The organism is Cyclobacterium roseum, assembly GCF_010119225.1.
Classification (GTDB): domain Bacteria; phylum Bacteroidota; class Bacteroidia; order Cytophagales; family Cyclobacteriaceae; genus Cyclobacterium; species Cyclobacterium roseum.
Window position 1 is genome coordinate 19,310 of the sequence record NZ_WNKF01000006.1, and the last position, 26,443, is coordinate 45,752.

22 protein-coding genes are annotated in these 26,443 nt (G+C 43.0%); 11 read left to right on the forward strand and 11 right to left on the reverse strand.

The genetic code is table 11. The features are described from left to right. Positions 1-134 precede the first annotated feature (134 nt). Entirely contained in the window at positions 135-1,517 is a 1,383-nt protein-coding gene (locus tag GJQ68_RS10170; protein ID WP_162417188.1) for an MBL fold metallo-hydrolase, read from the forward strand. A gap of 140 nt (positions 1,518-1,657) precedes the next feature. Here the strand turns inward: GJQ68_RS10170 and GJQ68_RS10175 are convergent, their stop codons facing one another. Genes GJQ68_RS10175 through GJQ68_RS10185 form a run of 3 tightly spaced genes read right to left on the reverse strand, consistent with a single transcriptional unit; the run spans position 1,658 to position 10,968 of the window. Further along, positions 1,658-2,098, reverse strand: coding sequence for a response regulator (locus GJQ68_RS10175; protein WP_235941289.1), 441 nt, complete (start codon positions 2,096-2,098; stop codon positions 1,658-1,660). 7 nt (positions 2,099-2,105) lie between these two features. After that, positions 2,106-6,113: a CheR family methyltransferase gene (locus tag GJQ68_RS10180; RefSeq protein WP_162417190.1), complete on the reverse strand. Its 4,008-nt coding sequence runs from the start codon at positions 6,111-6,113 to the stop codon at positions 2,106-2,108. After that, positions 6,103-10,968, reverse strand: a complete 4,866-nt coding sequence (locus tag GJQ68_RS10185; protein WP_162417191.1) for a PAS domain S-box protein — start codon at positions 10,966-10,968, stop codon at positions 6,103-6,105. The genes GJQ68_RS10180 and GJQ68_RS10185 overlap by 11 nt, the downstream gene beginning before the upstream one ends. Positions 10,969-11,435: 467 nt before the next feature. On the opposite strand from GJQ68_RS10185, the gene GJQ68_RS10190 reads away from it, so the two are divergent. The 3 genes from GJQ68_RS10190 to GJQ68_RS10200 all read left to right on the forward strand — a co-directional run bounded on the left by GJQ68_RS10190 (position 11,436) and on the right by GJQ68_RS10200 (position 13,896). Next, positions 11,436-11,828, forward strand: coding sequence for a hypothetical protein (locus GJQ68_RS10190; RefSeq protein ID WP_162417192.1), 393 nt, complete (start codon positions 11,436-11,438; stop codon positions 11,826-11,828). Further along, entirely contained in the window at positions 11,825-12,226 is a 402-nt protein-coding gene (locus GJQ68_RS10195) for a hypothetical protein (protein WP_162417193.1), read from the forward strand. Before GJQ68_RS10190 ends, GJQ68_RS10195 begins: the two co-directional genes overlap by 4 nt. A gap of 203 nt (positions 12,227-12,429) precedes the next feature. After that, a complete protein-coding gene (locus tag GJQ68_RS10200) occupies positions 12,430-13,896 on the forward strand; it encodes a pyruvate kinase (RefSeq protein WP_162417194.1) in 1,467 nt (488 codons plus the stop codon). Positions 13,897-13,956: 60 nt separating this feature from the next. Here the strand turns inward: GJQ68_RS10200 and GJQ68_RS10205 are convergent, their stop codons facing one another. From GJQ68_RS10205 to yiaK, 3 genes are read right to left on the reverse strand one after another with little or no spacing between them, the layout of a single operon-like run. After that, a complete protein-coding gene (locus GJQ68_RS10205) occupies positions 13,957-14,931 on the reverse strand; it encodes a phosphotransferase (protein WP_162417195.1) in 975 nt (324 codons plus the stop codon). Continuing rightward, on the reverse strand, positions 14,921-15,424 hold the full coding sequence (locus tag GJQ68_RS10210) for an AAA family ATPase (RefSeq protein ID WP_162417196.1): 504 nt from the start codon (positions 15,422-15,424) through the stop codon (positions 14,921-14,923). The genes GJQ68_RS10205 and GJQ68_RS10210 overlap by 11 nt, the downstream gene beginning before the upstream one ends. A 57-nt stretch (positions 15,425-15,481) precedes the next feature. After that, entirely contained in the window at positions 15,482-16,498 is a 1,017-nt protein-coding gene (gene yiaK, locus GJQ68_RS10215; RefSeq protein ID WP_162417197.1) for a 3-dehydro-L-gulonate 2-dehydrogenase, read from the reverse strand. A 390-nt stretch (positions 16,499-16,888) separates the two neighbouring features. On the opposite strand from yiaK, the gene GJQ68_RS10220 reads away from it, so the two are divergent. The 3 genes from GJQ68_RS10220 to GJQ68_RS10230 all read left to right on the forward strand — a co-directional run bounded on the left by GJQ68_RS10220 (position 16,889) and on the right by GJQ68_RS10230 (position 20,539). Next, the gene (locus GJQ68_RS10220; protein ID WP_162417198.1) at positions 16,889-18,868 is read left to right on the forward strand and encodes a DUF3857 domain-containing protein; all 1,980 of its coding nucleotides are present in this window, start codon (positions 16,889-16,891) and stop codon (positions 18,866-18,868) included. A 29-nt stretch (positions 18,869-18,897) separates the two neighbouring features. Beyond that, positions 18,898-19,971, forward strand: coding sequence for a zinc-binding alcohol dehydrogenase family protein (locus GJQ68_RS10225; protein WP_235941291.1), 1,074 nt, complete (start codon positions 18,898-18,900; stop codon positions 19,969-19,971). A gap of 97 nt (positions 19,972-20,068) precedes the next feature. After that, positions 20,069-20,539 carry a hypothetical protein gene (locus GJQ68_RS10230; RefSeq protein ID WP_162417199.1) on the forward strand — a complete coding sequence of 157 codons (471 nt, stop codon included), beginning with the start codon at positions 20,069-20,071 and terminating at the stop codon, positions 20,537-20,539. A gap of 56 nt (positions 20,540-20,595) precedes the next feature. Here the strand turns inward: GJQ68_RS10230 and GJQ68_RS10235 are convergent, their stop codons facing one another. After that, positions 20,596-21,018, reverse strand: coding sequence for a hypothetical protein (locus GJQ68_RS10235; RefSeq protein ID WP_162417200.1), 423 nt, complete (start codon positions 21,016-21,018; stop codon positions 20,596-20,598). A 49-nt stretch (positions 21,019-21,067) separates the two neighbouring features. Between GJQ68_RS10235 and GJQ68_RS10240 the strand changes: the two genes are divergently transcribed. The 3 genes from GJQ68_RS10240 to GJQ68_RS10250 are packed head-to-tail and all read left to right on the forward strand — an operon-like array spanning position 21,068 to position 22,747. Next, entirely contained in the window at positions 21,068-21,604 is a 537-nt protein-coding gene (locus tag GJQ68_RS10240) for a CopD family protein (protein ID WP_162417201.1), read from the forward strand. A 29-nt stretch (positions 21,605-21,633) separates the two neighbouring features. Then, positions 21,634-22,299, forward strand: a complete 666-nt coding sequence (locus tag GJQ68_RS10245) for an SCO family protein (RefSeq protein WP_162417202.1) — start codon at positions 21,634-21,636, stop codon at positions 22,297-22,299. A 10-nt stretch (positions 22,300-22,309) separates the two neighbouring features. Beyond that, the gene (locus GJQ68_RS10250) at positions 22,310-22,747 is read left to right on the forward strand and encodes a c-type cytochrome (RefSeq protein WP_235941300.1); all 438 of its coding nucleotides are present in this window, start codon (positions 22,310-22,312) and stop codon (positions 22,745-22,747) included. Here GJQ68_RS10250 and GJQ68_RS10255 read toward each other — a convergent pair. Continuing rightward, positions 22,727-23,152, reverse strand: a complete 426-nt coding sequence (locus GJQ68_RS10255) for a hypothetical protein (RefSeq protein WP_162417204.1) — start codon at positions 23,150-23,152, stop codon at positions 22,727-22,729. The genes GJQ68_RS10250 and GJQ68_RS10255 overlap by 21 nt on opposite strands. A 138-nt stretch (positions 23,153-23,290) precedes the next feature. Here GJQ68_RS10255 and GJQ68_RS10260 point away from each other — a divergent pair, with 138 nt between their 5' ends. Beyond that, complete coding sequence (locus GJQ68_RS10260) at positions 23,291-24,127, forward strand: aminotransferase class IV (protein ID WP_162417205.1); 837 nt, start codon at positions 23,291-23,293, stop codon at positions 24,125-24,127. 10 nt (positions 24,128-24,137) lie between these two features. On the opposite strand, the gene GJQ68_RS10265 is transcribed toward GJQ68_RS10260, so the two are convergent. From GJQ68_RS10265 to GJQ68_RS10275, 3 genes are read right to left on the reverse strand one after another with little or no spacing between them, the layout of a single operon-like run. After that, on the reverse strand, positions 24,138-24,563 hold the full coding sequence (locus tag GJQ68_RS10265) for a hypothetical protein (protein ID WP_162417206.1): 426 nt from the start codon (positions 24,561-24,563) through the stop codon (positions 24,138-24,140). Between the two features lie 14 nt (positions 24,564-24,577). Then, positions 24,578-25,804, reverse strand: a complete 1,227-nt coding sequence (locus GJQ68_RS10270; protein ID WP_162417207.1) for an ABC transporter permease — start codon at positions 25,802-25,804, stop codon at positions 24,578-24,580. After that, on the reverse strand, positions 25,801-26,439 hold the full coding sequence (locus GJQ68_RS10275; protein WP_162417208.1) for an ABC transporter ATP-binding protein: 639 nt from the start codon (positions 26,437-26,439) through the stop codon (positions 25,801-25,803). The genes GJQ68_RS10270 and GJQ68_RS10275 overlap by 4 nt, the downstream gene beginning before the upstream one ends. Positions 26,440-26,443 lie beyond the last annotated feature (4 nt).

The following is a 26,443-nucleotide window of genomic DNA, read 5'->3' on the forward strand; positions in this document are numbered from 1 at the left end:
ATAAACCATTTTAAGCTTAGGTAATAATTATCACATGCCAAGACATAAAGTATCCGTAACATTGTGGTAGAATTGGGTGATACAAAATGTTTTATCCAAATTGTGAAACAACGTAAAAATAAAAATAAAAAAACATGTTTTTCGAACTCGTATATGATAAGAGTCTGGCTCAGGCCAGTTATGTAGTAGGATGTCAGGCAGCCGGAGTGGCGGCGGTTATTGATCCGAAAAGAGATGTAGACACCTACCTGGAAATTGCCAAAGCCAATAATTTGAAAATCACGCATATTTTGGAAACGCACATTCACGCAGACTTTCTGTGTGGTTCCAGGGAGCTTGCCGAATTGACAGGTGCCGAAATGTACCTCTCCGATATGGGTGATAAAGATTGGAAATACGAATTCCCCCACAACAAGCTAAAACACGGAGACCATGTCAAATTGGGCAACCTGAATTTTGAAGTGCTGCATACCCCGGGTCATACCCCTGAAAGTATCAGTTTCCTCCTCACAGATAAACCTGCTACCCAGGAACCCGTGATGCTGTTTACCGGTGATTTCGTTTTTGTCGGGGATGTCGGCAGGCCTGATTTATTGGAACAAGCGGCTGGACTGAAAGGAACCCAGGAAATCGGAGCGGCACAGATGTTTGACTCCCTGCAGGAATTCAATAAACTTCAGGATTTCATTCAGGTATGGCCGGGGCACGGCGCCGGTTCGGCTTGCGGTAAATCCCTGGGTGCAGTGCCCTTATCCACCATCGGCTACGAAAAAATTCGCAACTGGGCATTGCAGATGTTGGATGACAAGGCGGCCTTTGGCAAGGAACTGCTGGCGGACCAGCCCGAACCACCGCGGTATTTTGCCATGATGAAAAAGCTCAACAAGGTAGACCGGAAACTGCTGACCGAGGTGCCAGAGGTAAAAAATCTTTCCCAAAAAGCCTTCGAACAGGCTAAAAAAGAGGAACTGAAGATCATCGATACCCGAACGCCGGAGGCATTTTCCAAAGGCTTTCTAAAAGGAGCACTGAATATCCCAAATACCAACACCTTCTCCACCTGGATGGGCTGGTACATGGACTACGAGGAATCCTTTGTTCTGATCGCCAGCGAAAACGAAGTGGAAGACCTGACACGAAAACTGATGCGCATCGGTTTGGATAATATCCTGGGATACATTACCCCCGGTCAACTGTCCGATTTTGAGGGCAAGGCACTTGAAAGGTACCGGGCCATCGATAAAAAAGAGGTCAAAGAACAATTGGACAAAGGAACCGCACAGGTAATTGATGTGCGGGGAGCATCTGAATACAAAAAAGGTCATATTGAAGGGGCAGACAACCTCTTTGTGGGAAAACTGGATAAAAACCTGGATAAGGTCTCCAAAGACAAGCCGGTGATCGTCCATTGCCAGAGTGGCGGCAGGGCGGCCATTGCCTACTCCCTGCTGAGGGCCAATGGCTTCGAAAACGTATCTAACTATGCCGGTGGCTGGGAAGATTGGAGCAAAAAATAACGAAAGCATGCCAATAAAAACGGGACAGCCTGAGACTGTCTCGTTTTTTTATTATTGTGCCTAAACAAAGGTCGATAATGGTAGCAGCATTTGATCTTTCAGTGTCTTCCCGGAGCGCGAAGTACTAATTCAGCCATCAATTACTTTGGCAAAACAGAGAGCTGCAACCAAAACTCTTCCACTTTGAGAATAACTTCCATGAAATCATCCATATCCAAAGGCTTTTGAATATAACTATTACAGTGGTTTTTGTATGCTCTTTCGATGTCATTCTCGTTTGAAGAGGTCGTAAGCATGATGACAGGAATTTTTCTGAGTCCCCTATCCTGTTTAATCTCTTCCAACACCTCATGCCCATTATAAATCGGAATATTGATGTCCAATAAAATTAAATCGGGCCTTTGCGCATCTGTAAACGCTCCTTTTCTATTCAAAAAATCCAGTGCTTCCCGACCATTTCTCGCTACACTAACCTGAGTACCTAATTTGCATTCCTCAAAGGCATCAAGTGTAAGGAGAATATCACCTTCGTTGTCTTCTATGAGTAAAATATGTGCTAACTTCAATTTATTATTGTTCATATCATGCTTATAAATTTTCCGCAATTGTAAAGTAAAAAGTAGAACCGTTGGCTTCTTCCGATTCAACCCAAATCGTCCCCTCATGTAATTCGACAATTTTTTTACAGACAGACAATCCAATACCGTTACTTTCTTTATCCGGATTCAAGGATTTAAACATCTTAAAAATAGTTTCGAATTCTGCAGGGGGGATCCCTACTCCATTATCCGAAATTTCGAATAAGATCCCTTTTGCATCGCTTTTGTTTTTGAGATGAATTATCAGATCTTGATCCCCTCTGTATTTAATGGCATTGCTGATCAAATTACTGATTAACCGTTTAAAGAGTATGGGGTAAACCCGCACATCAGCTACAGAAAAATCGTATATGACTTTTCCATTTATTTTATCCAAATCGGATTGAAAAAGCTGAACCACTTCTTGAAATATCGCTGGTACATGTACGACCTGCCATTTCTCATTGGATACACCAGTCCGTGAATACTCAAGTAAATTATTGATCATCTGATCCATTTCATTTGATGAAGAAACGATCACGTCAAAATATTTCTTCCTTTTCTCCTCTCCTAATGCATCCCCCTTTTTTCTGATGATGCCCAAAAGCCCTTTGATATTCCGTATGGGTGCCTTCAAATCATGTGAGGCAATGTAGGCAAAATCTTCCAAGGATTTGTTTACCTCCTTTAACTTGCGAAACTGTTCTTTAACGATGGCATTCAATTTATGTATCTGATTGATTTGGTCTTGTTGGTCGGTAATATCATTCTGTATGGAGAAAAAGCCAATTAAATCTCCTTCTTTGTCTTTGAGCGGTTCTGCTTTTATATTGACGATGTATTTATATCCTGACTTGCCATAATTGGTAATGTCTACAGTAAAGGGTTTTCTTTCTTTAATAGATTTAGACATCAATTGAATCAACTCAGGGTCAGATTCGGAGCCCTGCAAAAAGCTTCCTGGCTTCTTACCTAAAATTTCATCTTCATGATATCCGCTCATTTTTTCAAAAGCTTCATTGGCAAAACTTATCGCTCCGGAAATATCCGTAATAAGCACTGCACTACTGGTTTGTTCAGCAATCAATGCGTTTTTCGTGAATTCAAACTCATTTAATTTTCTTTGATGAATATCCCTGATGATCAACAAGAATTTTTGTTCCTCTGATTTCTTTTGCAAAATGGGTTTGATACTGGCCTCCAACCACCGGCTGTTGTTTTCAGGTCTTTTAAACTCAAATTCTATCAATCCGGGATCTTGATTCTTGCTTGCACTTGAAAACGCCTTCTGAAAGATGTTCCTATGGTTTTCATCAACTATTTGATCCAATAAATTAATGTGGTAGAGCTTTTCAAGCGAATATCCGGTGATTTTTACTCCTGATGGGCTGCAGTATTGAATGGTTCCTTCCGGAGAAACGATACACACCATGTCACGTAGATTGTTGGAAATCAACTTGAAAATTTCGTCTTGGTTTTCATGTTTAAGTTCCAAGTCTGACAAGGCTTTTTCCGATACATCAATGGCCTTCTTAAGAATATTGGCTTGGGTCAGGTCTACAAATACCAATGTAATTCCCCTCACTTCCTTATTATGGGACTTGAAAGGTGCAATTTTTAGTAGGTATTCTTTACCCTTGATGTCCTCTATGGTAAATTCATAAGAAACCGATTCTGCCACCACCGATTCGACGTGTTCCAGGAAGTTATCTAATTGTATTTTTGCCCTGAACTGACTGATATTTCTACCGATATCATGGGGTACCAAGTCCAAAATCTTTTTAATCGCCGGGGTGAATTTGCGGATGTTCAGATTAGCATCTAAAAATAAAATGGCTAATTCGGTACTGCGAATTAAGTTGTTTAAATCATCATTGGACTGAGAAAGTTCCTGGTTTTTTTGTTCGTATTCCGCATTTACGGTATATAGCTCTTCATTGACCGATTCCAGCTCTTCATTAGAGCTTTGCAGTTCTTCATTGGTGGCTTGCAGTTCCTCATTGCTTGATTCCAGTTCTTCAATGGTAGTTTGCAGTGTCTCCCGATTGATTCTAAGCTCCCTTTCAAGAATGTGAATTTTTTCCTGGGAGACCGTATTGATCGTTACATTCTCTGAATCGGATTGTTCTGTAAGTCTTTTTGCGGAAGACTCAAAGGTGATAAACAGGTAATCCATACCATCAAACAGTTCTTTTTTTCGAACCTTGATGTTCAAAAAAAGATTGGAACCAAAGATAGCTTTCAATTCTTCGGGTATTTTAATATCCGCCAAGGTTACCAATTTACCGGTTTGCAACACTTTATTGGCAACCACCTCCAACGGAACGGAAAGGGACTCGGGTAGCATCCGGAAGATATTGGAACTTATCTCACCCGAAGGAAGGTTCAAAAGCCTGTGGGCATTGCCGGAGCTGTGAAGCAAGTTAAAATGCCCGTCTATGACCAGGGAATCCGGAACATACTCCTGAATAAGCGAATGCTGTATTTCGTTCAAAAGACCTTTTTTATTTGCCTGTAAAATAGGTGGTTTGCTGTCAGCGTCGTTAGCTGGTAAGTGGGCGCTGCTGGCAGGATACCTTTTTTTTATTGAATGCAGTCGTTGGACAAACTTCTTGTTTTCCTTATTAAGGAAAATATTGGACTGTTTATTCAACTCGGAAAATTCATCACGGGCAGTTCCCAAGGTCTCACTTGAACCTAAGAATAACACGCCATTTGATTTAAGCGAGTACTGGAATATGGTAAAAAGCTGCTGTTGAACCGAATCGGTAAGATAGATCAAAAGATTTCTGCAACTAACCAAGTCTATTTTATTGAACGGAGGATCCTGAATCACATTATGTACTGAAAACACGATCATTTCACGAATCTCCTTGGCGATGGCATACCCGTTTTTTTGAGTTACAAAATAGGTGTTTAGGTACTCTGCAGGGATTTCAGCACTGATATTTTTAGAAAAAACCCGATTTGCAGCCATCTTAATAGCTTCTTTATCTAAATCGGTCGCAAAAATATTGACCTCATACTGTAACTTATTTATCCGCAGATGGTCTTTGATCAATAGGGCAATGGAGTACGCTTCTTCCCCGGATGAACAACCCGGAACCCATACCCGTATGGATTTCGAATCGCCATTTTCTTCAATCAATTTGGGAATCACCTGGGTTTTAAGTGCGTTGAAAGCATCCTCGTCTCTAAAAAAGCGCGTGACACCAATTAGCAGTTCTTTGGCCAAGAGTTGCGCCTCATTCTGATTATCTTGCAAGTAGTTGAAATACGCATCCATTTCGGTGCAATCCAGAATACTCATTCTCCTGCTGATTCTTCGGGATACGGTGGTGTACTTATACCCTGTAAAATCAACGTTAATCTGTTCTTCGATGCTTTTTAATATATCAGTAATGACGGAGTTTGCTTTGGACGAATTGCCATGATTTTGAGAAATAGTATCCCGATTTTCAAAAAACCGATCAATCTCCTCATGCATCATCTCTACCCGGCAGACCTTATCCACCACTCCGGTGTAAATGGCATTATTGGGCATTCCGTTAAATTTAGCCTGGTCTGGATCTTGTACCAATACCAACCCTCCTTTTTCTTTGACAAACTTAATTCCTTTGGAACCATCACTTCCCGTACCCGATAGAACAATGGCGCAGGCTTTTTCCTGCATGTTTTCTGCCTGGGAACTAAAGAAATCGCTTATGGGAAAGCTTAACGTCCGATCCTCCTTCTCGCTCAGAAAAAACTTCCCGGCCTTTATCTCAACAAATTTTTTGGGAGGGTTGAGGTAGATGTTCCCTCTTTCTATCGGCATTCCGTGTTGGATTTTTTTTATCGGAAGCTTGGTATGGCGGGAGAGCAACTCATCCATCAAACTTTTATGGTTGGGTGCAAGGTGTTGAATAATCACATAAGCATATTTCGATTTGTTATTCGCGTTTTCAAAGAAAAGCTCTAGTGGTTCAAGTCCCCCGGCAGATGCTCCAAGGGCAATAACCGGAAAGTTAATATTCATATTCCTTTTTATTTTTTGCAATGGTAAAATAGAAGGTTGTGCCTTCTCTGACGGTAGATTTCAGCCAAACCTTTCCTCCCAGAAAGGTCACCGTCTTCTTTACTATCGATAACCCAATACCCGTTCCCTCGTATTGTTCTCTATTATGCAGCCTTTGGAAAATGACAAAAATCTTCTCGAAGAATTTTTCCTCAATTCCTATTCCATTGTCTTTTATGGCAAACTCCCATTCCTTTTCGTTTTCGGAGACCTGTATTTCTATTTGAGGAGGCACATTGTCTTTTGAATATTTCAGGGCATTATCGAGCAACGAGTGAAAAATTTGGGCCAGTGGAGCCTTGTATGTTCTAACGCTGGGCAAATCATAGGATTTGAACGATGCGCTTTTCTCGGCAATAAGTTTCCTTCTCAAATGCCTGTAATCCGAAAGTACTCTATTCAGATTTACTTCTTCCATCTCGTCAATAAGCTTATTCGCTCTGGAATAAAGCAATAAATCGAGAATAATCTGCTTCATCCGTTTGGCACCATCCGTTGCATAATGAATATATTGAAGTGCCTTATCATCCAATTGATCGGCATATTTTCGTCTCAACTGGTCCATAAAACTGGAAATCATCCGCAAAGGTTCTTGCAGATCGTGAGAGGTGATAAAGGCGAATTGCTCCAACTCCTCATTGGAACGCTCCAGTTCTTTCGCATAATTTTTTAAAGATTCATTGATCTGGTTGAGCTCCGTTTGCAGCTTTTTTTGTCGGGTCAGATCCGTCATTGCCCCCACCATTCGTCTCGGCTTTCCATTCTCATCCCGAAGGATCACTCCTCTATCTTTTACATAGATAATATCTTGTTGCTCATTTAGGATTCGGTACTCCATCTCCCAACGTACCACATCCGGGCTATCAAGCGAACGCTGAATACTAGCCTTCAACTCGGGCAGGTCATCTTGATGAAAATGGTCCTGCCAGAACTGGCTACTGTTCATTTCCGTAGCCGTCCTATTTCCAAAAAATTTAGAGATATTCGTTGACCTGACAAACGTATCATTGTCTATATCCCAATCCCAAATAGCATCGTTGGTGGCTTGTGTCGCCAATTCAAACCGCTGATTGGCATTTACTAATCGGATATCCGCTGCTTTCCTCAGGGTGATGTCTTTGAAGTATATGGACAAGCCGTTTTCGGAAGGATATACCGTCACTTCTATCCAAATGTCAAGTGTCGGATAATATTCCTCAAACCTGACGGTTTCGCCGCTATCCATCGCCTGGTGGTATTGCCTATAAAAATCGCTGTCAATGGCATCCGGATATTCTTCCCATAAGTTTTTGCCTACCATGTCTTTTTTCACCCTTCCTAAAATCGATTCCGCCTGCTTGTTCCAGTAGGTTACGGTCCAGGACTCATCTACGGCAAAAAACGCATCACTAATACTTTCCAGGATTTCATTTCTCTCCCTATAGGCTTTTTCAAGCTCTTGGGCGGCCTTCTTGCGTTCATCAATGTTTTTAAAATAGGAGGAGATGCCTCCACTTGAGGGATAGGTCGTGATTTCATACCATGCCCCATTTCCAGGATATTGGTACTCAAAGTTTTCAGATTGGCCGGTTGAAGCTACATGCCTGTACACCTCTTCCAGAAAAGTGCCATTGGCTGGATAGAAAATTTCCCACAAGTTTCTGCCCAACACCTCATCTGCACTTTTCTTTAATAGATTTTCGGCTTCCTTATTAAAATAGGTAAAATTCCAATGAGCATCCACGGCATAAAAGGCATCTGAAATACTATCGAGTATTTCCTTTACCCGTAGTTCATTGGATTTGGCTGCATGGATGTCCTGAAAACTGCCGTATATTTTTGTGCATTTACCATTTATTCGTTCACTTTTGCCAATAGCCCTTATCCATTTTTCTTTGCCTGATTGTGTGGTTATAAGCAATTCAAGGTCAAACTCCTGCCCCGCTTCTATCAATAAATACATGGCCCGTTGAATGCTCTCTTTATCCTCCCCAGCGTAAAATTCAAAACCACCCGTAAGGGATGGATTGTAGCTGTCATCCACTTCCAAAACCTCCCGAGTCATGGGGGACCAATACATACTGTCATCATCCTGATCAACCAGGTTCAATTCCCAACTGCCGATTTTTGCCATGGAACTGGCTTGATTGAGCAAGTCCTCCGTTCTCTTTTCTTCCGTGATGTCCAAAATCATTGAGTTGAAAACAACTGTTCCATCAGCCAGAAATTCTGGAGATCCATGTCCTATATGCGTTCTGATTTCTCCTGTTGGCAAAGGATATTTCCATGTGGCATTCCATCGACTTTTATCCCGAATCGAATCAGCGATACTTCCTTTGACCAAATCCAAATCCCCGCCTGCCTCAATACGGTCCCAAATTATCCGATTATTCGCCATTGCCTCTTCTGGCTCAAATCCCCAGATCGATTTTGACCCCTTGCTGACGTAATTGAGAGCATCCCCTTCATCGGGATAAATCACGTATTGAAAAACAACGCCAGGCACATTGTCAGAGAGGTTTTTTAGTCGGTATTCTATTTCCTTTCGCTCTGTGATATTTTCACAGATTGCAACTGTTTTCACGGGGTTTCCGCCCTCATCTCTGATAAATGCCAGATGAATACGAACCCATACAATGGAGCCGTCCTTTCTGATATAGCGTTTTTCATTTCGGTAATCAATTTCTCCCCGAGCTGCCTTGCTAAACAAATCCCAGTCTCGTTTCCGATCACCAGGGTGGGTGAGCTCTGGAAATTTCATTTGCAGCAATTCCTCATAGCTATACCCTGTAATTTCCTCATAATAAGAATTGATGAATAGAATTTGGCCGTCTGCAGGCGATACTTGGGCAATCCCCAGAGATGCAATTTCAAATATCGTCCTGAATTTGGTTTCACTCTCACGAAGAACCTCTTCAAATGTCTTTCGATCATGGATATCCTGAAAACTTCCATAAACCCGAATACATTTTCCATTTAAAAATTCGGGGTTTCCTAAACACCGCACCCATCGTTCATTGTTTTTTGCTGTGACCAATACAGCTTCAAAATTGAAGGGCGTTCCGTGAGCCATACAATTTGCGGTCCGCTGTTTAACCATGTCCCGAAAATCTTCCCGGTAAAACGTAATGCCTGTCTTCAGGTCAGGAATGAAGCTAAGGGGATCAGTCTCATGCAAAACATGCACCATATCTGTCCAAAAAAGCTTATTATTAACTACATCAATCTCCCAACTACCGATCTTTGCAAGTGAGGATGCCTGTTTATTGAGTTCCCTTAACCGAACTTCCTCAGTAATATTTTTTGCTGAAGCGAAAATCACCCCTTCATGAACGGCAGAATTACAACTCCAGCTTAGCCAAATAATTTGGCCCGCTTTGGTAAGGTATCTGTTTTCGAATTTAAATGTGGTTGCCCCTTCTTCAAGCTGCTTCACTTCATTGGTAGAAATATCCTTATCTTCAGGATGGACAAATTCATCAAAGGAATGAAATAGAATCTCGTCCTCGTTATAACCCAGCAAATCACAACCGGCAGGATTCATTTTCAAGAATCGACCATTAAAATCTGCCATACAGAGAATGTCCGGAATGGCTTGATACAGGTGTTTGAGGTCATCCTCCATTCGCTTCCGGTTGATTTCTGAACCAATAAATTTTTCCAGTCGGCCTAAAACCGGGCGGTACTGCTGCAAATAATCTGGCTCCCGCCGGGTTCCAATAAGCAGTACACCTACCAATTCATCATTAAAGGTTAAGGGTATCCCAAGTATGGCTTGCAAGCCCAGGTGGGAAGCTCCTTTTTTCCTGATGAAATCTATCTGGATCTGTTTTTCATCCCAAAAGAGCTGTTTACCAGTCTCCCAAACTTTTCCCGGCAATCCCTCATTCTTCTGAAATGAAGCTTCGGATGGCTCCAACTCATAAAATTCCCGCTTGTGAGTGCTGTGTCCCAATCGTTTTAATTGGGTTCGCTCCATATTTGGGCACCAGAGTTCTATCAAATCAAACTTACCGAAGACGTATAGATTCTCGCAAAGACGGTTGGCGGCCGGAATCAGTTCTTCCTCCGTATTGAAGCTAAGGCTAATCTGACTGTGCAACTCCTTTTCTGCTTCTTCTTCAATTTTTTCCTTCGCATCTCTGGCTACACAATACATCCGTTTGGATTCATGATCCCAGCGAGCTGACCATAAATTATAAGCGATTCCCCCATGTTTCATCCGAAATCGATTGGAGAAAGTTCTGAATTCCCTCCCTGCCATGATTTCAGCGGCCACCAGATCTGTTTTTTCCAGATCTTCCTCTAAAATCAGCTCTCTGTAGGGCTTACCTATCAGCTCTTCAGGAGGATAGCCCCAATGCTTAGCGGAAGCAGCACTTACAAATACAAAATTTCCCGCCTCATCTATGGTACAGAAAACGTCCAGTGAAGCGTCCATCAACCGGCTTGCGTGATCTTTTTGCCTAATGACCGAGGTGATATCGGTATTACGACAGGCCACCGTCAAAATTTCACCTTCTTCATCACGAATCGGGGAGAAAGAAATTTGGCCGTATTGGATCTCTTTGGTTTCCGGGTTATAAAAGTGCTCTTCGATTTCAAAGTAGGTTCCTGAAAGTGCACGCTGGTAATAGGCCTTCCATTTTTCAATATAGCCCTCCCCAAAACCTTCCACCCAAATGGGCGTGTTTAATGCTTTCTCCACCCCTGTCACTTCCTTCATCAGCTTTTGATAAGCGCTATTGGCGTAGACCAGGTAAAAATCTTTATTTACGGCCCAAATAAGATCTTTGGTTTGGTCAAGTAAAAGGTCGCTATATTGATTTTGTTCCATAGGGTGAATATATCGCTTTTTAAATAGTTAAATTTAGCATCATTTTACTGGAATTGGCTACCCAACTCCAAACATGTCTTAGCTCCATCTATATTTGGGTTCAAAAATCACTAAAAAAGGTATGTACTGCTTATTTTATTAAATAAACGTATTAAGTATATACTCCTGCAGTCTTTGGCACATGAAAAAGTTATACAACATCCACCAAGTAAAACCCAAAAAATCATAACAATATTACCTGGTAAAAAGGAAATCGCATGTCTAATTTAATTCCCATCTAACAGACTATTCGCTTGGGAATCCGTCGGCTAAGAATAAAGGTGACGACTGCCGATACCAACACCTGATGATCGTATCTCCCTTATAGACAGTAGTCTTACGACCCATAGGTAATTAAAATTAGTGGGCTCATCCATTTCAATTTGCCAAAAAAACCATTAAATTAAGTTGAATTTTCTAATTTGAATATGGAAGGAGCGCAGTATTTATTGGTAATCTATGTAATGATTGGTTTGGTCGTTGCCTACCTTATCGTTGAAATTTTCTTGAATCTCAACGACATTGACAATGACACCTCCAATATACTATTACTCGAATGGTCACAGGGCCGTGCCTTCTTTATTCCCTTTGCACTGGGCGCAATTGCCGGCCACTTGTTTCTGGGCACCACCAATGAGGCCTTTAAAATGTCAAATGGGATGTTTCCGGTTTTAATTCTATTTGGCCTCGCGATAGTCATGGCACTGATTGGTTTCAAGGTCTCATTTGAGAAGTCCAGAACCTTCCTGCTGGGGCTTTTACTAGCAGGTGTATTGTATGGTCACTTTTTTTGGTCTATGAATTATTTGGAGACACCATGAAAAAACTAAACCGTTTTCTAAAAAGGCATTTGTCGGAAATCCGAACGGTCAAAATCGTTGTGGCAGCAATGCTGGGATTGATGGTGCTTATTGACCTTGTGCTCGTTACCCTGGAAGGAAAGGATTTTCCCACCTTCAGCTACGTGGTCAAAAATCTCAGGCACCGGTTGATTTGGTTTACCTTCCTCTATGGCGGACTAGTAGCAAAGATTTTTTACAACCGAAAAGTCGGCGAGCAAGAAAAGGAAGTGACCGGTTTGCTTGCTTTTTTTTCCATGGTTTTTCTGCTCTTTGTCATTGGAAGAAATCTGGAAACAGCCCCCAGTTTGTTTTTACAGGTACTGTTGCTGGTATCAGGCGGCATCCTGGCCTACCGGGCCTGGCCCCAGTATGAATAGCAGCTATGCCAAAACTGCAGGCAGGTTTAGGCAAATTTAGCCGGAAAACACGATCATCCACTTATCAAGCACTGCGAAATCCCTTAGACCCATTGCTTCTTTATATGCCTACAGCCACTCGCTGCGATAAAAACAGTATCTCCGATCTAACTGCCAGCTTTTACCAAATAGAATCCCCAAAATATCTCTTATATTTACTCCTGATGGAAGACGAATTGGATCAACTAAATCAGGAACTGGGTGCGCTGGAGCAGGGGCTGTTGGAAGCCAACCAGGATCACCAGCACCAACTGGAACAACTACCGGAAAGGTACTTGCCCGCTGCGCGGAACCTTGTCCAATACCTGTACTTTCGAAGTGAGGACAGGAAATCGCTGCAAGAAAAGTTGCATTTATACGGACTTTCCGCCCTGTCCAATTCCGAAAACCATATCCACCGGCAAATACAGACCATCCGGCAACGCCTGGGGCATCACTATTTGGCAGAAGAACTCAACTCCTGCACTTTCACGGATAGTCAAAACCAATTGACTACCAACAGTCAGGAACTGTTCGGCCCGACTGAAATCCCGGGAATGCCTTCGGTGATGGTCACTTTTGACAGTGCTTTTGCCGAGGACAGGGGTATGATAGAAGACCTTTTGCTTCAGGGCATGAACGTAGCGCGGATAAATTGTGCCCACGATGATGAGTCCGTTTGGAAATCCATGGTGGATCAAATCAGGGAAGCCGAAAAAAAGACGGGAAAAAGCTGCAAAATCCACCTGGACCTGGCGGGGCCGAAAATCCGAACCGTACTACTCGGTAAAGGAAAAAAGAAAGGGAAGGTAAAGGTAGCTGTTGGGGAAACGATCTGGCTTTCCGAATCCATGGACAATTTAAAGGAAGAATTCGTAGTGTTGGATCCCAATGAAAAAGGAATTATTGCCTCGCTGGCACCAGGACATCGGGTTTTCATTGACGATGGGGAAATCAGCGGCAGGGTCACCCAGACCGGAAAAGGAATGGCAGCAGTTACCCTGGATAGGGTTTCTTCCAAAAAGGGGCGCATCAAATCGGGCAAAGGAATAAATTTTCCGGACACCCACCTCAGCATTCCCTCACTAACGGATTTTGACAAACGCTGTCTTCCCTTTATTTGTCGCCACGCCGATATTCTGGGATATTCCTTCGTAAAAACACCTCAGGATATTCAGAATTTGCGCAACGAATTACAGCAAATCAAAGGCCCAATGCCGGACATTGTTTACAAGATCGAAACACCTGATTCGGTAGCAAATTTGCCCGCATTGATTCTGGAAGGCATGAAGTCCCCGCCGTTTGGGGTCATGATCGCCAGGGGTGATTTGGCCGTTGAAATTGGCTTCGAACGCATGGGGGAAATACAGGAAGAAATACTCTGGATTTGCGAATCTGCTCAAGTGCCCGTGGTATGGGCTACCCAGGTACTCGAAAACCTCCACAAGCTGGGAATGCCCACCCGATCCGAAATAACCGATGCAGGTCAGGCTTCACTGGCAGAATGTATCATGATCAATAAGGGAAAGCACACCCTATCCGTCATGAAAACCCTGAAGGAAATCATTCAGCGAACCAGTGTCCGTAGGCATAAAAAAAGGTTTACGCTGGGACATTTGTCTATTGCAAAGAATTTTATCGAATCAGGTTAAAAGGAAGCCGATATCACCGACTGCCTCCAATTATTGACCTTAGGGCTGGAACAGGCCTGCTTACTGCTGCATGTACCTTTCCATCAGCCGAAAGTAGGCTTGCTGCTGTTCCTGTTTCTCTACGCTGTCGGATGGGTCCAAGCCCAATACCTTCGCCCGCACATTTGCCCTCAAACACTTAAAATAGTTAAAAATGGGACCATCCCGCTCGTAATCCAGTACGGGAATCCGATGAAGGTACGTTTTTAAAAACAAGGCGGACCAATCGGATTTGCCGTACCGCTCCAAATCCATGCAAAGAAAAGCCACTTCGTATAACAAGTCAATGGTACGAATCGATTTACTGAATTCGATACAATCAAAAATTACCGGAGGATCCGTCAGAAAAATATTACCGGAGTGCAAGTCTCCATGCAGGTCCCGCACCCAACCCAGGCGAGCTCTTTCCGAAAACCGCTCGCTGTTCGCTTCCAGAAACGCATTGCTCCACCGAACGGCCTTCTCAAGGAATTTCCGTTGGCTGATTGTATACCTAATCGAAGGATCCAAAATATCGCTAAAAAGCTCTTTGGCTTGATTTAGATCAAATGGGCTCTCCTCTGCTGGCTGCTTCCGGTGAAAAACGGCTACCTTCTTTGCCAGCTTTTCAATAAGCACCTCCGATCCTTCTCCGTCCTGCAACATTTTATCCATCCGGTAGGCTTCCGGTACTCGTCTCATGAGTACCGCATAGTCATGAACTGTGCCTCTTTTACCATCCATAACCCAGTTTCCTTCGACCCAGGTAATCGGACAACACCGGACATAGATGGATGAAAAACGGCTATTTAACAAAATTTCTTCTTTGCAAAAATGGCCTCTTGATGCAAGGGCAGAATAGTCCAGAAAAGAAAGCGTGACGGGTTTCTTGATTTTGAAGGCCCATTTATCGGTTAAAATGATCCAGGAAATATGGGTTTCCAGCACGGTACCGTCCATTCGGTGACCCAAATAAAGCCCTTCATTGGCTAATTTGTGAACCTCTTCAGTTTTCATATGCCAGTTTCAGGTAATCTAATGCTTGCTGTATCATTCGGTCAATCTTCCCATCCTCAGACCGGATATCCAGGTATTCGCCTTCCAGTGGGTCAAAGTCCAACTTTAGTTTTTGGTAAACCGAAAAATCCGCATCGCTTTCCTCCCGCTCAATCGCCAGCCGTTTTTCTACCAGGCCTTCTTCGGCCCAAACCCGAATGAAGGCTATCGGACAATTCAGTTTTTTAGCAAGCCCCTGAAATTCCCTTCGGTTCTTTTTACGTTGAAAGGTAGCATCCACTAAAACCGATTTTTTATCATTTAACAACCCTTTTGTTTGGCCTACCAGGGCTGCATATACCTTTTGCCGATCATCACTGCTGTACCGTCCTCTCAACCCCAATTCAATCCGTACCTGATCGCTATTAAGATAGACCATTTCCGACATTTCAGCCAGTCGTTTGGCAAAAAAACTTTTCCCAGATCCCGGCAATCCCATTACCAATACCAACATGTTTTAAATTCAATTAAAGTTGCTTCAACAAGAACCATCATCAGCCTTTCCTGAGCCTTATTCCCGCATCTGTAGCACGGTATTCCAGATTTCAGCATCTACAGGAATCCCTGAGGCAAGGTTTTCCTTCCTCCGTTCATAGGATTTTTCCCCCGGATAGCTTACCTCCATTCCTTTAAAAACGGCCGAAGCCTTTAAATCCTCCAGCACTCCAGCTACTTTGCGCTCCATCTCCAAAGGATCTATTCCCAACTTTTCCAGATGAAAACAGAAAAAGAGTTGAGAGATACCGTATTCCTCCCCTTGCAGGCCTATTTCCCAGGTGGATTTACCTTTGGAAAGTCCGGCAGCCATTAAATCCAACATCATCGAGAGTCCTGCTCCTTTCCATAGGCCTATCGGTAAGGCCAATTGCTCCGCCAACACATGTACCGGATCTTTGGTCAAGTCCCCCTGTTGATCAAACCCCGCATGATGGGGCATGGTCCTATTTTCTTTCTCGAAAATACTCATTTTGCCATAAGAATATTGTGTCATGGCCATGTCCAGCACCACTGCTTCCTTTCCAAAGGGTATGGAAATTACCAACGGATTATTGCCCAACTTGGGTTCACTGCCTCCCCAGGCAGGCATATTCGGTATGGTATTGGTAAAACAAATACCAATACAACCGGCCGCTGCCGCTTGCCAGCCATAATTTCCAGCCCTCATCCAATGGTTGGTACGGTTCATGGCCACACAGCCTATTCCATTTTCGGAAGCCATGTCAATAGCTCTATTCATGGCAAAATGGGCATTGTACATCCCAGGGCCGAGGTTTCCATTCCAGCGCTCCATCACCGGCAAGGAATACTCTTTTTCCGGCATGGCACCCGCCTGCACCTGCCCGTTGCTGACCTGCTCCAAAAAGGAAGGAAATCGGTTTAAGCCATGAGAAGCTACCCCATCCAAACTTGCCCTGGCAAAAAGTGAGGCACAGACAGCGGCTTTTTCAGCATCAAATCCTGATTTTATGAGAATTCCCTCCAGGGTAGATTCCAATTGTTTATAAGGTATGCGAATATTGTTATTCATTTATTTAGTTATTCTGATAAAACGGATTCGAATAAATTTTTATGCTAAATAAGCCAATCGTTATTTCATTTTATTCCAAAAAACAGTATCTTAAATTGTTTTCGATTTTTCCTATGTCAGGTCTGTTTACATACTGTCTTTTCGAAATGAATTTGCTCTTCCCTCCAGAAAGGCATCCTAGAGCCACCATTCTGTATAATATTTTTTATGAAACTCAAATTAATCAAAAAACGGTAATTCATGACCCGAAAGGAATAAATCATAGCGGTTTTTATTACACGATGGATACGTTTACCTCCATTGATGATTTCCAGTTTCGAATAATTACCGGCGACAGCGGGTCATTTTCAAGAAATTTAATAACAAAGACTTAAACAAAATGAGTTTAAAATGAGACCAATTTTCATTCTTCTTAGCTTAATAACATTCTTTCTGCAGGGATTTGAGAATTTTTCACAGGATCTTAATTATGGGAAGTACGAACCATTTGAAGTCAGTTTGAGTACCGTTTCGTTTGAACCTGAAGCTGAAGCTGTGGTTATACAGGAAAAGTGTGTAAACCTTTTTTTTGGAGCGGCATTACACAGTACTGTCCATCGAAGGATAAAAATTTTAAAAGAAAGTGGAAAGAAAAACGGAGACATAACCATCCGGTATTTTAAGGGTGAGGATGAAATTCAAAAAATCAGTAAACTGAAAGCACAAACTGTAAATTTTGGAAATGGAAAAGAAAGCATTTCAAAACTATCAAAAAATGATTTTTTTGAGGTGGATGAGGGAAACGGATGGATGGAGGTGCGTTTCACTTTTTCGAATATTAAAATTGGGTCCATCATAGAATATGAGTATCAATTGATCGACAAAGGAATCCTTTTTTTGGAAGGTTGGGTCTTTCAAAATCAAATCCCTACCATGAAATCAATTTATTCAATTGATATTCCCGAATACCTGGACTACAAATTATTGAGCCAGGGAGTAAATACCGTCTCTTATGATTTCAAAACCAATAGAAAAGGGGTTTACAGGTGGGAAATAAACGAACTCAGATCTATAAAAGAAGAACCCAATATGAATTACGTTGCTGATTATCTGGAAAAAGTAGCTTTTCAACTAGATGGGTACTCGTACAGAAATAACCCTGTATTTGGGGAGAGTTTCAGTGACTACAAGAAAATGTTTGAAACCTGGCAGGATCTGGCCGATTTTTTTATTGATCATAAACCAACCGACACCTTTTTTGATGAAAATTATGAGGATGTACTCGCGATACACTTAGATCCTGAAAACAATGATCCCGTACTGAAAGCCAGGGCTATTTATGACTTTATTTGTAAAAATTTTAGTTTTAATGGAAAATCTGGAATTCTTCCGACGCAACCTTTTTCAGAAACAGCCTTTCAAAAGAAGGGAAATAGAGCTGAAATAAACCTCGCCCTCATCAGGCATTTAAAAGCAAACGGTATCAAAGCACATCCGTTAATGATCAGTAGTAAGGGAAATGGCAGGTCCAGGCTGGTTGCTTTTCCGTTTGCGGACCAATTTAACCAACTGATTGCTGTGGCTGAAATTGGCGAGGAATTTATCTTTATGGATGCTACCAATCCAGACATTCCGATGGGATATTTACCATTGGATTTTCATGTTGGCCAGGGATTTATTCTAATGAAAGAAGACAGCGGTTTAATGGATGTTCACCTTCCCCATAAATCAGGAATGCATCAATTTACAAACATCAGTTTTAAGGACAATAAAAATTTGCTTCGCAAAACATCCCTAAAACTAATCAACTACGATTACTTTGTAAAACCTCCTATCAGCAGGATTGAACCCTCAGATTTAGAAAAAAAACAACCGGATTTTCTATTAGATGATCAGGAAAAAATACTATTCATCAATCATTCTTTAGATCAGAATAGTATTGACAAAGTGACGATTACCCTTCATACCATCAAAGAGATTAAGAATGGCGGAGATGTATATATTATCCCGTTTTTGCTCAACAGATGGAAATCCAATCCCTTTACGGCTACCGCTAGGACTTTTCCAGTAGACTTTAATTACAGCTTCACAGACAGATTATCAGCTAAAATAGAAATGCCTCAAGGGTATATTCTAGACGATTTTCCAGAAGAAATATCGGTTTCCCTTCCTGATGGGTCAATAACCTTTTCTTATATGGTTTCTTTGATTGAGAATATAGTAGCTGTAAACGCCGTTTTATCTGTCAAAAATCATGTCATTGCTGCAAGTGATTATGCGGCTCTAAAATACCTCATTGAAATCATATCCAGTAAATTAACTTCCCCGATAATCATTCAAAAAAACGAAAATTTTTCTCCAAATATGCCCGATACTTCTAGTGCACCGTAACTCCCTGATTGGTTTAATTTAGAAGTTACATGGCTATTAGGTATGCTTTTTCTATTTTTACGGGTACCATGGAACTAAGACAACCAAAACAAATGAAGGCCATCAGTTGTGAGCAACCTGGCTCATTCGTAAATCGAATCATCAACGTGCCTCCTTTAAGAACGGGTGAAGTACAACTAAAAATCAAACAGATTGGAATTTGCGGTACAGATTTACACGCTTATGCTGGTAATCAAGCTTTTTTCTCTTATCCCCGAATTCTGGGTCACGAAATCGCTGCCGCTGTCAGCCAGGCAAATGGAAGTGCCATTTCAGAGGGAGAAAAAGTGGTCGTCATTCCGTACATCCATTGTGGCACCTGCATCGCCTGCCAATCGGGCAAAACCAATTGTTGTGAAACCCTTCAGGTATTGGGAGTACATACGGACGGGGCCATGCAGGAATTCCTGGCCGTGCCGGAAGGGCTTCTTATTCCCACCCCGCAATTGACCTGGACCGAAATGGCCATGGTGGAACCGCTGTCCGTTGCCGCCCATGCCGTCAAAAGGGCTGATGTCAAACAAGGAGATCAGGTGTTGGTAATGGGCTGCGGCCCCATTGGATTGGCTACGATGGTTTTTTCAAAAATTGCCGGCGCTACCGTAACGGCTATGGACCTGAACTTAGAGCGGTTGAATGTTGCCAACTCTAGCTTTTCAGCCGACCATATCTTATCTCCCGTCCAGGAAGGGGACACCCGGTCCCAAAATCCTGTCCATAAAAGCAAGTACCAGGTGGTATTTGATGCCACCGGAAACAAACAAGCCATGGAATCAGGACCTTTTTATACCTGCCATGGAGGCAAATACGTATTGGTAGGACTCTACAAAGATAATTTGTGCTTTCACCATCCGTCCATTCATGCCAAAGAACTGAGTCTCCTATGTAGTCGAAACGCTACCAAAGAGGACTTTCTCAGGGTTATCCAAACCCTGGAGAATAAACAATTCCCAACCGAAGCATACCATACCCACACACTAAATTTTGAAGAAATCCCCAATAAATTCAATGAATTGATGATGCCCTCCAATCAGGTCATCAAAGCGATGGTACAATTATCGTGACAATTACCATTGATAAATGCTTATCGCCAATTGTGGATTGGTCTTTGTGTTTTTCTAAAATTATTCACAAGATTGAAGCAGCAATTAAATCCAGTTTATGCATTCCTTATTGCTTACATTTATTATTTTGGCCTTATCTTGCTTACCTGAAACCGTAAAGAGCCAATCCAGAAGCGATTATAAGGTATTAAAAACCAATAACGCTTATGTCGTCAAAACCGAGGCAAAAGACTACACCCGAATCAATACAGAGGTGTTAAGCCTTGACTGTTCTTCTGCCCTACTAAGTCAGGAATTGAATTTTGAAAAGATTTCCTCTTATTTTGATGAAGATTCAAGAACCATTTTCAGGAATATCAAAGCGCAGGCACGAATATACGTAGATATTCAAGGACAAGTGAAAGATTTGTATTTCATCTGTGAAAGTGATCCTGAAAAGCACGGGGTGGATTTTAGTCAATTGGAAAAAGCGATTCGCAGAAAAATTAGAATTGTGGAGAATGAAAGCTGCCTGCCCAAGTTCGAAGATCAATATATCTCCTGGTACATTCCACTTTATCAATATTAGCAGGTTTCAAAAAGGTAGAGAAATAGGGACGCAAAGGCGGTTTTTTAGCGTTTTTCTTACTCCAGTGAACCTTCATTTGTTTGGAATGGATACCGCTGCCATTTGACCTGCCCCATAGCCGTTTTTTCGTAGGAAGCCACACAGTAGGGTTGCCATTTTTGGTCAAAATAAGGTGATTCCGGAGATAAACGCAGCTTTTCCAGCGGCCGGTCAAAAAAGAATACACGGGTGTTTCCGTATTTGGTATGCGGCATGTAGTCTCCATAGGATTGCATGTCATCCCAATGCTGCTCATCCGAATACACCGCAAAAACCCGGATCACCGGACCGGTATTATTTTCGTTTCGATACCGGGCCAATTCCTGATAGTTACCCTTCAAATCCTGTACACCAGGCTGAGTGAAACTGTCGACCAGCATCAGCAGCACCAAAATCCCTACAAAGCCTGCAATCAGGTAATACCAATAATTTGTTTTCATTTTATAAATAACCAATAGGAAACCCTTAATTTAGCACAAATTAATAACAATGGCATTCGAATACCTAAAAGCCCTTCATATCATTTTCGTAGTTACCTGGTTTGCCGGATTGTTTTATGTGGTCCGGCTTTTTATTTACCAAACAGAAGCGCTGCAACGGCCGCAGGCAGAACGCAGTGTCCTTAAGCCTCAATTGGACCTGATGACCCGGAGGCTTTGGACCATCATCGCCTGGCCGTCAGCTGTACTGACACTGATGCTGGGAGTTGCCGTTTTGCTTTACCGTCCTGGCTACCTTCAACAGCCCTTTATGCATGCCAAACTGGGATTTGTTGTTTTGCTTTATGCTTACCACCTGGGCTGCCACCGTATTTACCTGTCCCTTCAAAAAGACCGGGTGGTTTGGAGCAGTACCCGGCTCCGCTTATGGAACGAACTCGCTACCCTCCTGCTTTTTGCGATTGTATTCCTGATCGTCCTCAAAAACCTGATCAACATGGTTTGGGGTATGGTCGGCTTAATTGTGCTCGGAGTCTTACTGATGCTGGCGACCAAATGGTACAAAAAAGTCCGGGAACGGAACTAATTCCACTTTCCCGCTGTCTTATAGAAAATATGAAAACCATTCTTTTTTCTAAAATCCATCAAGTTGTACTATTGGCCTTCCTGGCCGCCTGCCAGAGCCCTTCCGGCTCGGAGAGACTCCCAATCCTTGGAAACCGCCATGCGGAGGAGCTAACGGTAAACGGCCGAACCCAGACAGATACCGTTTACCATACCATTGCTGATTTTGCTTTTCTGAATCAGGAAGGGGATACGGTTTCAAATGCCGATGTGGCAGGAAAAGTATACGTGGCCGATTTCTTTTTTACGAGTTGCCCTACGATTTGCCCCATTATGAAAAAAGAAATGCTTCGGGTTTACGAGGCATTTAAAGCGGATTCTGACTTCAAAATCCTCAGTCATACCATAGATCCGGAGTACGATACGGTGGCCTTACTTAAAGATTATGCCGCCAGACTGGGAGTAGAAAATGCCGATACCTGGAATTTTCTCACCGGAGATCAGGAAAAGATTTTTGAAATAGGTCAAACTTCCTATTTAACCACGGCCATGTCCGACAAAAACGAACCTGGTGGCTATCTGCACAGCGGTGCCTTCGTCCTCATTGATCAGCAGGGAAGGATCCGCGGGGTGTATGATGGCACCAAAGCCACACAAGTAGATCGTCTGATAAAAGACATCCCCAAGCTTCTTGCCCTACCGGATGAAAGCAGTTGAGCTATTAACCATGCCTATCCTCCTGGCTTTCCTGGCTTGTAGTGCTTCTACGGAGGAAAAAGTTCCTGGAATCCAGGAAATTCAGGATCTGAAAACCAAACAATATGCCATTCAGGGGCAGCAACTTTACTTAACTTATTGCAGTAATTGCCACCAGGAAGATGGAAGCGGACTGAAACGCCTCATTCCTCCCCTCCGCGAATCCGATTATATGCTGGCCGATGTAGCCCGCACCATTCGTATTATCCATCATGGGGCGCAAGGTGAAATGACGGTAAACGGACTGGTGTACAACCAGCCCATGCCCGGAAATCCCCAATTGACCCCCTTGGAAATCGCTCAAATCAGCACTTATATTTATAATGTCTGGGGCCATCAGAAAGGAATCATTTCTTCCAATCAGGTGAAAGAGGCATTATCGGCCGAATCAGATTTGGACGTTCAATAAAGAATCGGAAACCGAAAGTGCCGATTTGATATCGTCTCTTACCTTTTCTACCTTTTTTAATTGCTCTTCCAGATAGGACTTCGTCTCTTCTTCCGTCATCTCCTCGTAGTCACTCTCAAACTGACGCATCCAGACGAACATGCCGTCATATGCTGTCTCGCAGGATTGGGCGGCAGCCTCCAGGGATTGCACATGGCTTTCAGCAGCAGCAGACACCTGCTCCAGGGAATCACCTTGTTCCCTGAGTTTGTTTTGAAGACTTTTTAGCCTACCTATTTCAGGCATTACCTCGTCATGAACTGAAATCACGCGGTCTTTTAACGCCTGATTTTCATTTTTTCCGCCACTACAAGAAAATAGTAGTATAAAAAACACCGCCATTAAAAAAAAAGGTTTTAATTTCATGTCCTATTGTTTCTGGAATTTTAGGGAGTTTATTATCTTTCAGGTAAACTTTATAAAAAACCTTTATAAAGAAATGAAAATTACCCATTTTTTACTAGTAATAAAAAATTCTATTCCAAAAAGATAATAAAAATGAATATGAAGCCATTTTGTTTTGCCAGGGATAAAATCATCGAAAGTAATCAGGCCAGCCTGCATCCGCTGGATATAGGATTGATTCGGGGTTATGCCATATTTGATTTCTTCCGTACAGTGGGCAGGCATCCCCTTTTTCTGGAGGAATACCTCAAACGTTTCACCGATTCGGCCGCTAAGGCAGGGCTTCCCCTGGATTACAACATGCAGGAATTAAAGGAAATCATTTATGCACTGATAGCGAAAAACGAGCATGAGGACGGAGGAGTCCGTATGATTCTTACCGGAGGCCTCTCGGATAATCACTTTTTGCCGGCGCGGGGTCAGGTATTTATTTTTTGTGAAGCACTGCAATTGCCCGGCGAAGAAAAATACCAAAAAGGGGTTAAACTGCTTAGCACTAGTTATGTGCGCCCGCTGCCTGCTATCAAAACAACTAATTACACCCTCCCTTGCTACCTTAGCCTGGACTGGAAAGCACAAGGAGCGGAGGATGTGGTTTATCATTACGAAGGAAGGGTTTCGGAAAGCTCCCGCAGTAATATTTTCATGGTCAAACATGGACTCCTTTACACTCCCCAACGCGATATACTATGGGGAATCACACGGGATAAGGTGGTTCGATTGGCAAAAGATGTCAGCTTTACCGATTTCAGTTTGGAGGATCTCATGGCGGCAGATGAGGTTTTTATCAGTTCTACTACCAAAAGAATTTTACCGGTAACTCAAATCGATCAGGTGCGAATAGGTGACGGCATGCCCGGACCACTCACTAGAAATCTGATGCAATCGTTTTTAGCCCTGGAAACCGAAACTGCAACATCGGCAGCTTCAGGATAATAACACCTTATCAGGGAGAAATTAACTGAGCATCGGTCAGAATGTACATTAATTTTTCCGGATCCTTGGCGTTTAGAACCAGGGTTCCCTTCACTTGAACCTTTTTGGAAGTATACTTAATAGGGTCTTCGAGCATTACTTCCATCACCGTTTCTGGCCCTCCCGAGCCACAAAAAAAGCACTCTGCCAACGGAAGAGAGGAAAGAATGATGTGCTCCGGTTTGAACATCCCTTCAAAAGGAATGATGTATCCATCTGCAGTGACTTCTTTTCCTTCCAGTCCCCTGACTTTTTCATCGAAAACGGGCAGGTAAAGTTCGCCAAATTCATCCTCTCCAATTTCATAAGTAACCTTGGACAGGTCTTTCCATACGCTGTTTTGTTGTGCCAGCGCGGAAAAAGAAAAAAACGTCAATAAAAGAATAAGGTATTTCATAGGTAGTTCAATGTTTACTTGGTTAACTGCGTGGCAATATCGGTTCGATAGGCATTCCATGCTGGTATCAAGGAGGCCATCACTCCTACCACTAAGGCGTACAGGAGTATCCACCATTCCCTGCTAAGAAACACGGAAGCGGTAAGTCCGGACATTACCCCTTGTTCATTAAGCATAACCAAAACGAACAGAAAAAAGTGTCCGATCAGTATGCCAAATAAGGCCCCCAAAAAAGTAAGCATCAAACCCTCCAGAATTATCAGGAAAAACAGTTGCCCTTTAGATGCCCCAATGGCCCGCATAACGGCCAGGTCATATTTCCTTTCTTTCAAGGAATTGTACAAGGCGATAAATATTCCCAGCGCGGCTATGGAGACGATGACCAAAGCCAATCCTCTGATCAGGGAAATGCCCACTCCCAGCAGTTCAAATAGCCGGGAAATTTCAAATGAGGGAGATGCCGCCTGCAAAGACGTTCGGCTGTTGACCATCCTGGGTAACTGAACGGCAGCGATAGGGTTTCTATATTGCACCAATAGAGTGGTGATTTCGCGGGTTTCCTCCTCAGAGGTTTCAGGAAGGCCGGTTGTAGCCACCTCCTGCTCCATTTTATCATGATCGTGTTCTTCATCGTGGGAATACCATACTGATTCAATGCTGGTCAGAATCAACTGATCCACCACGTTACCCCCGGATGCCAAGACTCCCACCACTTTATAGGGATGTTCGTCGTGTTCGTGGCTGGCTGCGGCTATCCCATGAGATCCCACAAAGGTGTCTCCAACCTCCAATTCCAATTTTTCCGCTACCACACTGCCCAACACCACGTCAAAAGGCCGCAGCCAGGCATCGCCACTGGCAAATTCGGTTTCGTACAATTTCAAGTAATCGTGGTTGGTTCCCACAATCCGGTATCCCTGGTAGTTGTCTCCCAATCCCATCGGAATGGTGTTTTTAATTAACCGGTTTGCAGAAAGCTGGTCGGCTTCATCAAGGGGAATATTTCCGGTGGGAAAATCGATGTGATATACCGATGAAAGTACTAATTGCAGGGGACTGCCTTTGGCTCCAACCACCAGGTCAATACCGGCAGCATCCCGGTTCATTTTATTTTCAAACTGATCCTGAATCAGGATCAGGACCGTAATGATAGAAAGTCCCAGGGCCAGTAGAAGGATGTTCAATCCCGTATTCCAGGGCTTTACCATCAGATATTTCCAGCCAAGCTTAAACATGTTCATAAGTCCTTCCGCGTAATGGTTATGCGTTGTTCTATTTGATCTTTAATCCGCTGGTCGTGGGTGACGATAAGCAGGGCGGCATTGAGTTTAGCAGCCTGTTCTTTCAGAAGATTGACTACTATGTTGGCATTCTCATCGTCCAGACTAGCCGTGGGCTCGTCTGCAAGAATAATTTTCGGTTCATTTACCAGGGCCCTGGCGATGGAGACCCGCTGGGCCTCTCCTTCACTTAGCGTGTCAACAGTAGCGCGTTTCTTATCCAAAATATCCAGCTCCTCCAGAAAATGATCTACCCGCGAGGGGGAGGACTTGTTCACAAAAAACCGGGGCAGGGAAATGTTTTCTTCTACGGTAAGGGGAGCTAGAATATGGGGTTTTTGGAAAATAATGCCAATATGTTTGCCTCGAAACGTATCCCGTTCATTTCCCTTCAGCGAATAAAGCGACACCCCGTCAATAAAGACCTGCCCCTGTTGTGGAGCCAGCAAGCCGCCCATGATGTTTAGCAGGGTAGTTTTTCCACTGCCGGATTTTCCAAGCACCAATAAGGCTTCACCGCCTTTAATGGTAAAATCCGGAATTAAGAATGTCTGGTCTTTATGGTAGGCAAATTGAATGGAATCAACCGATATCATTTCT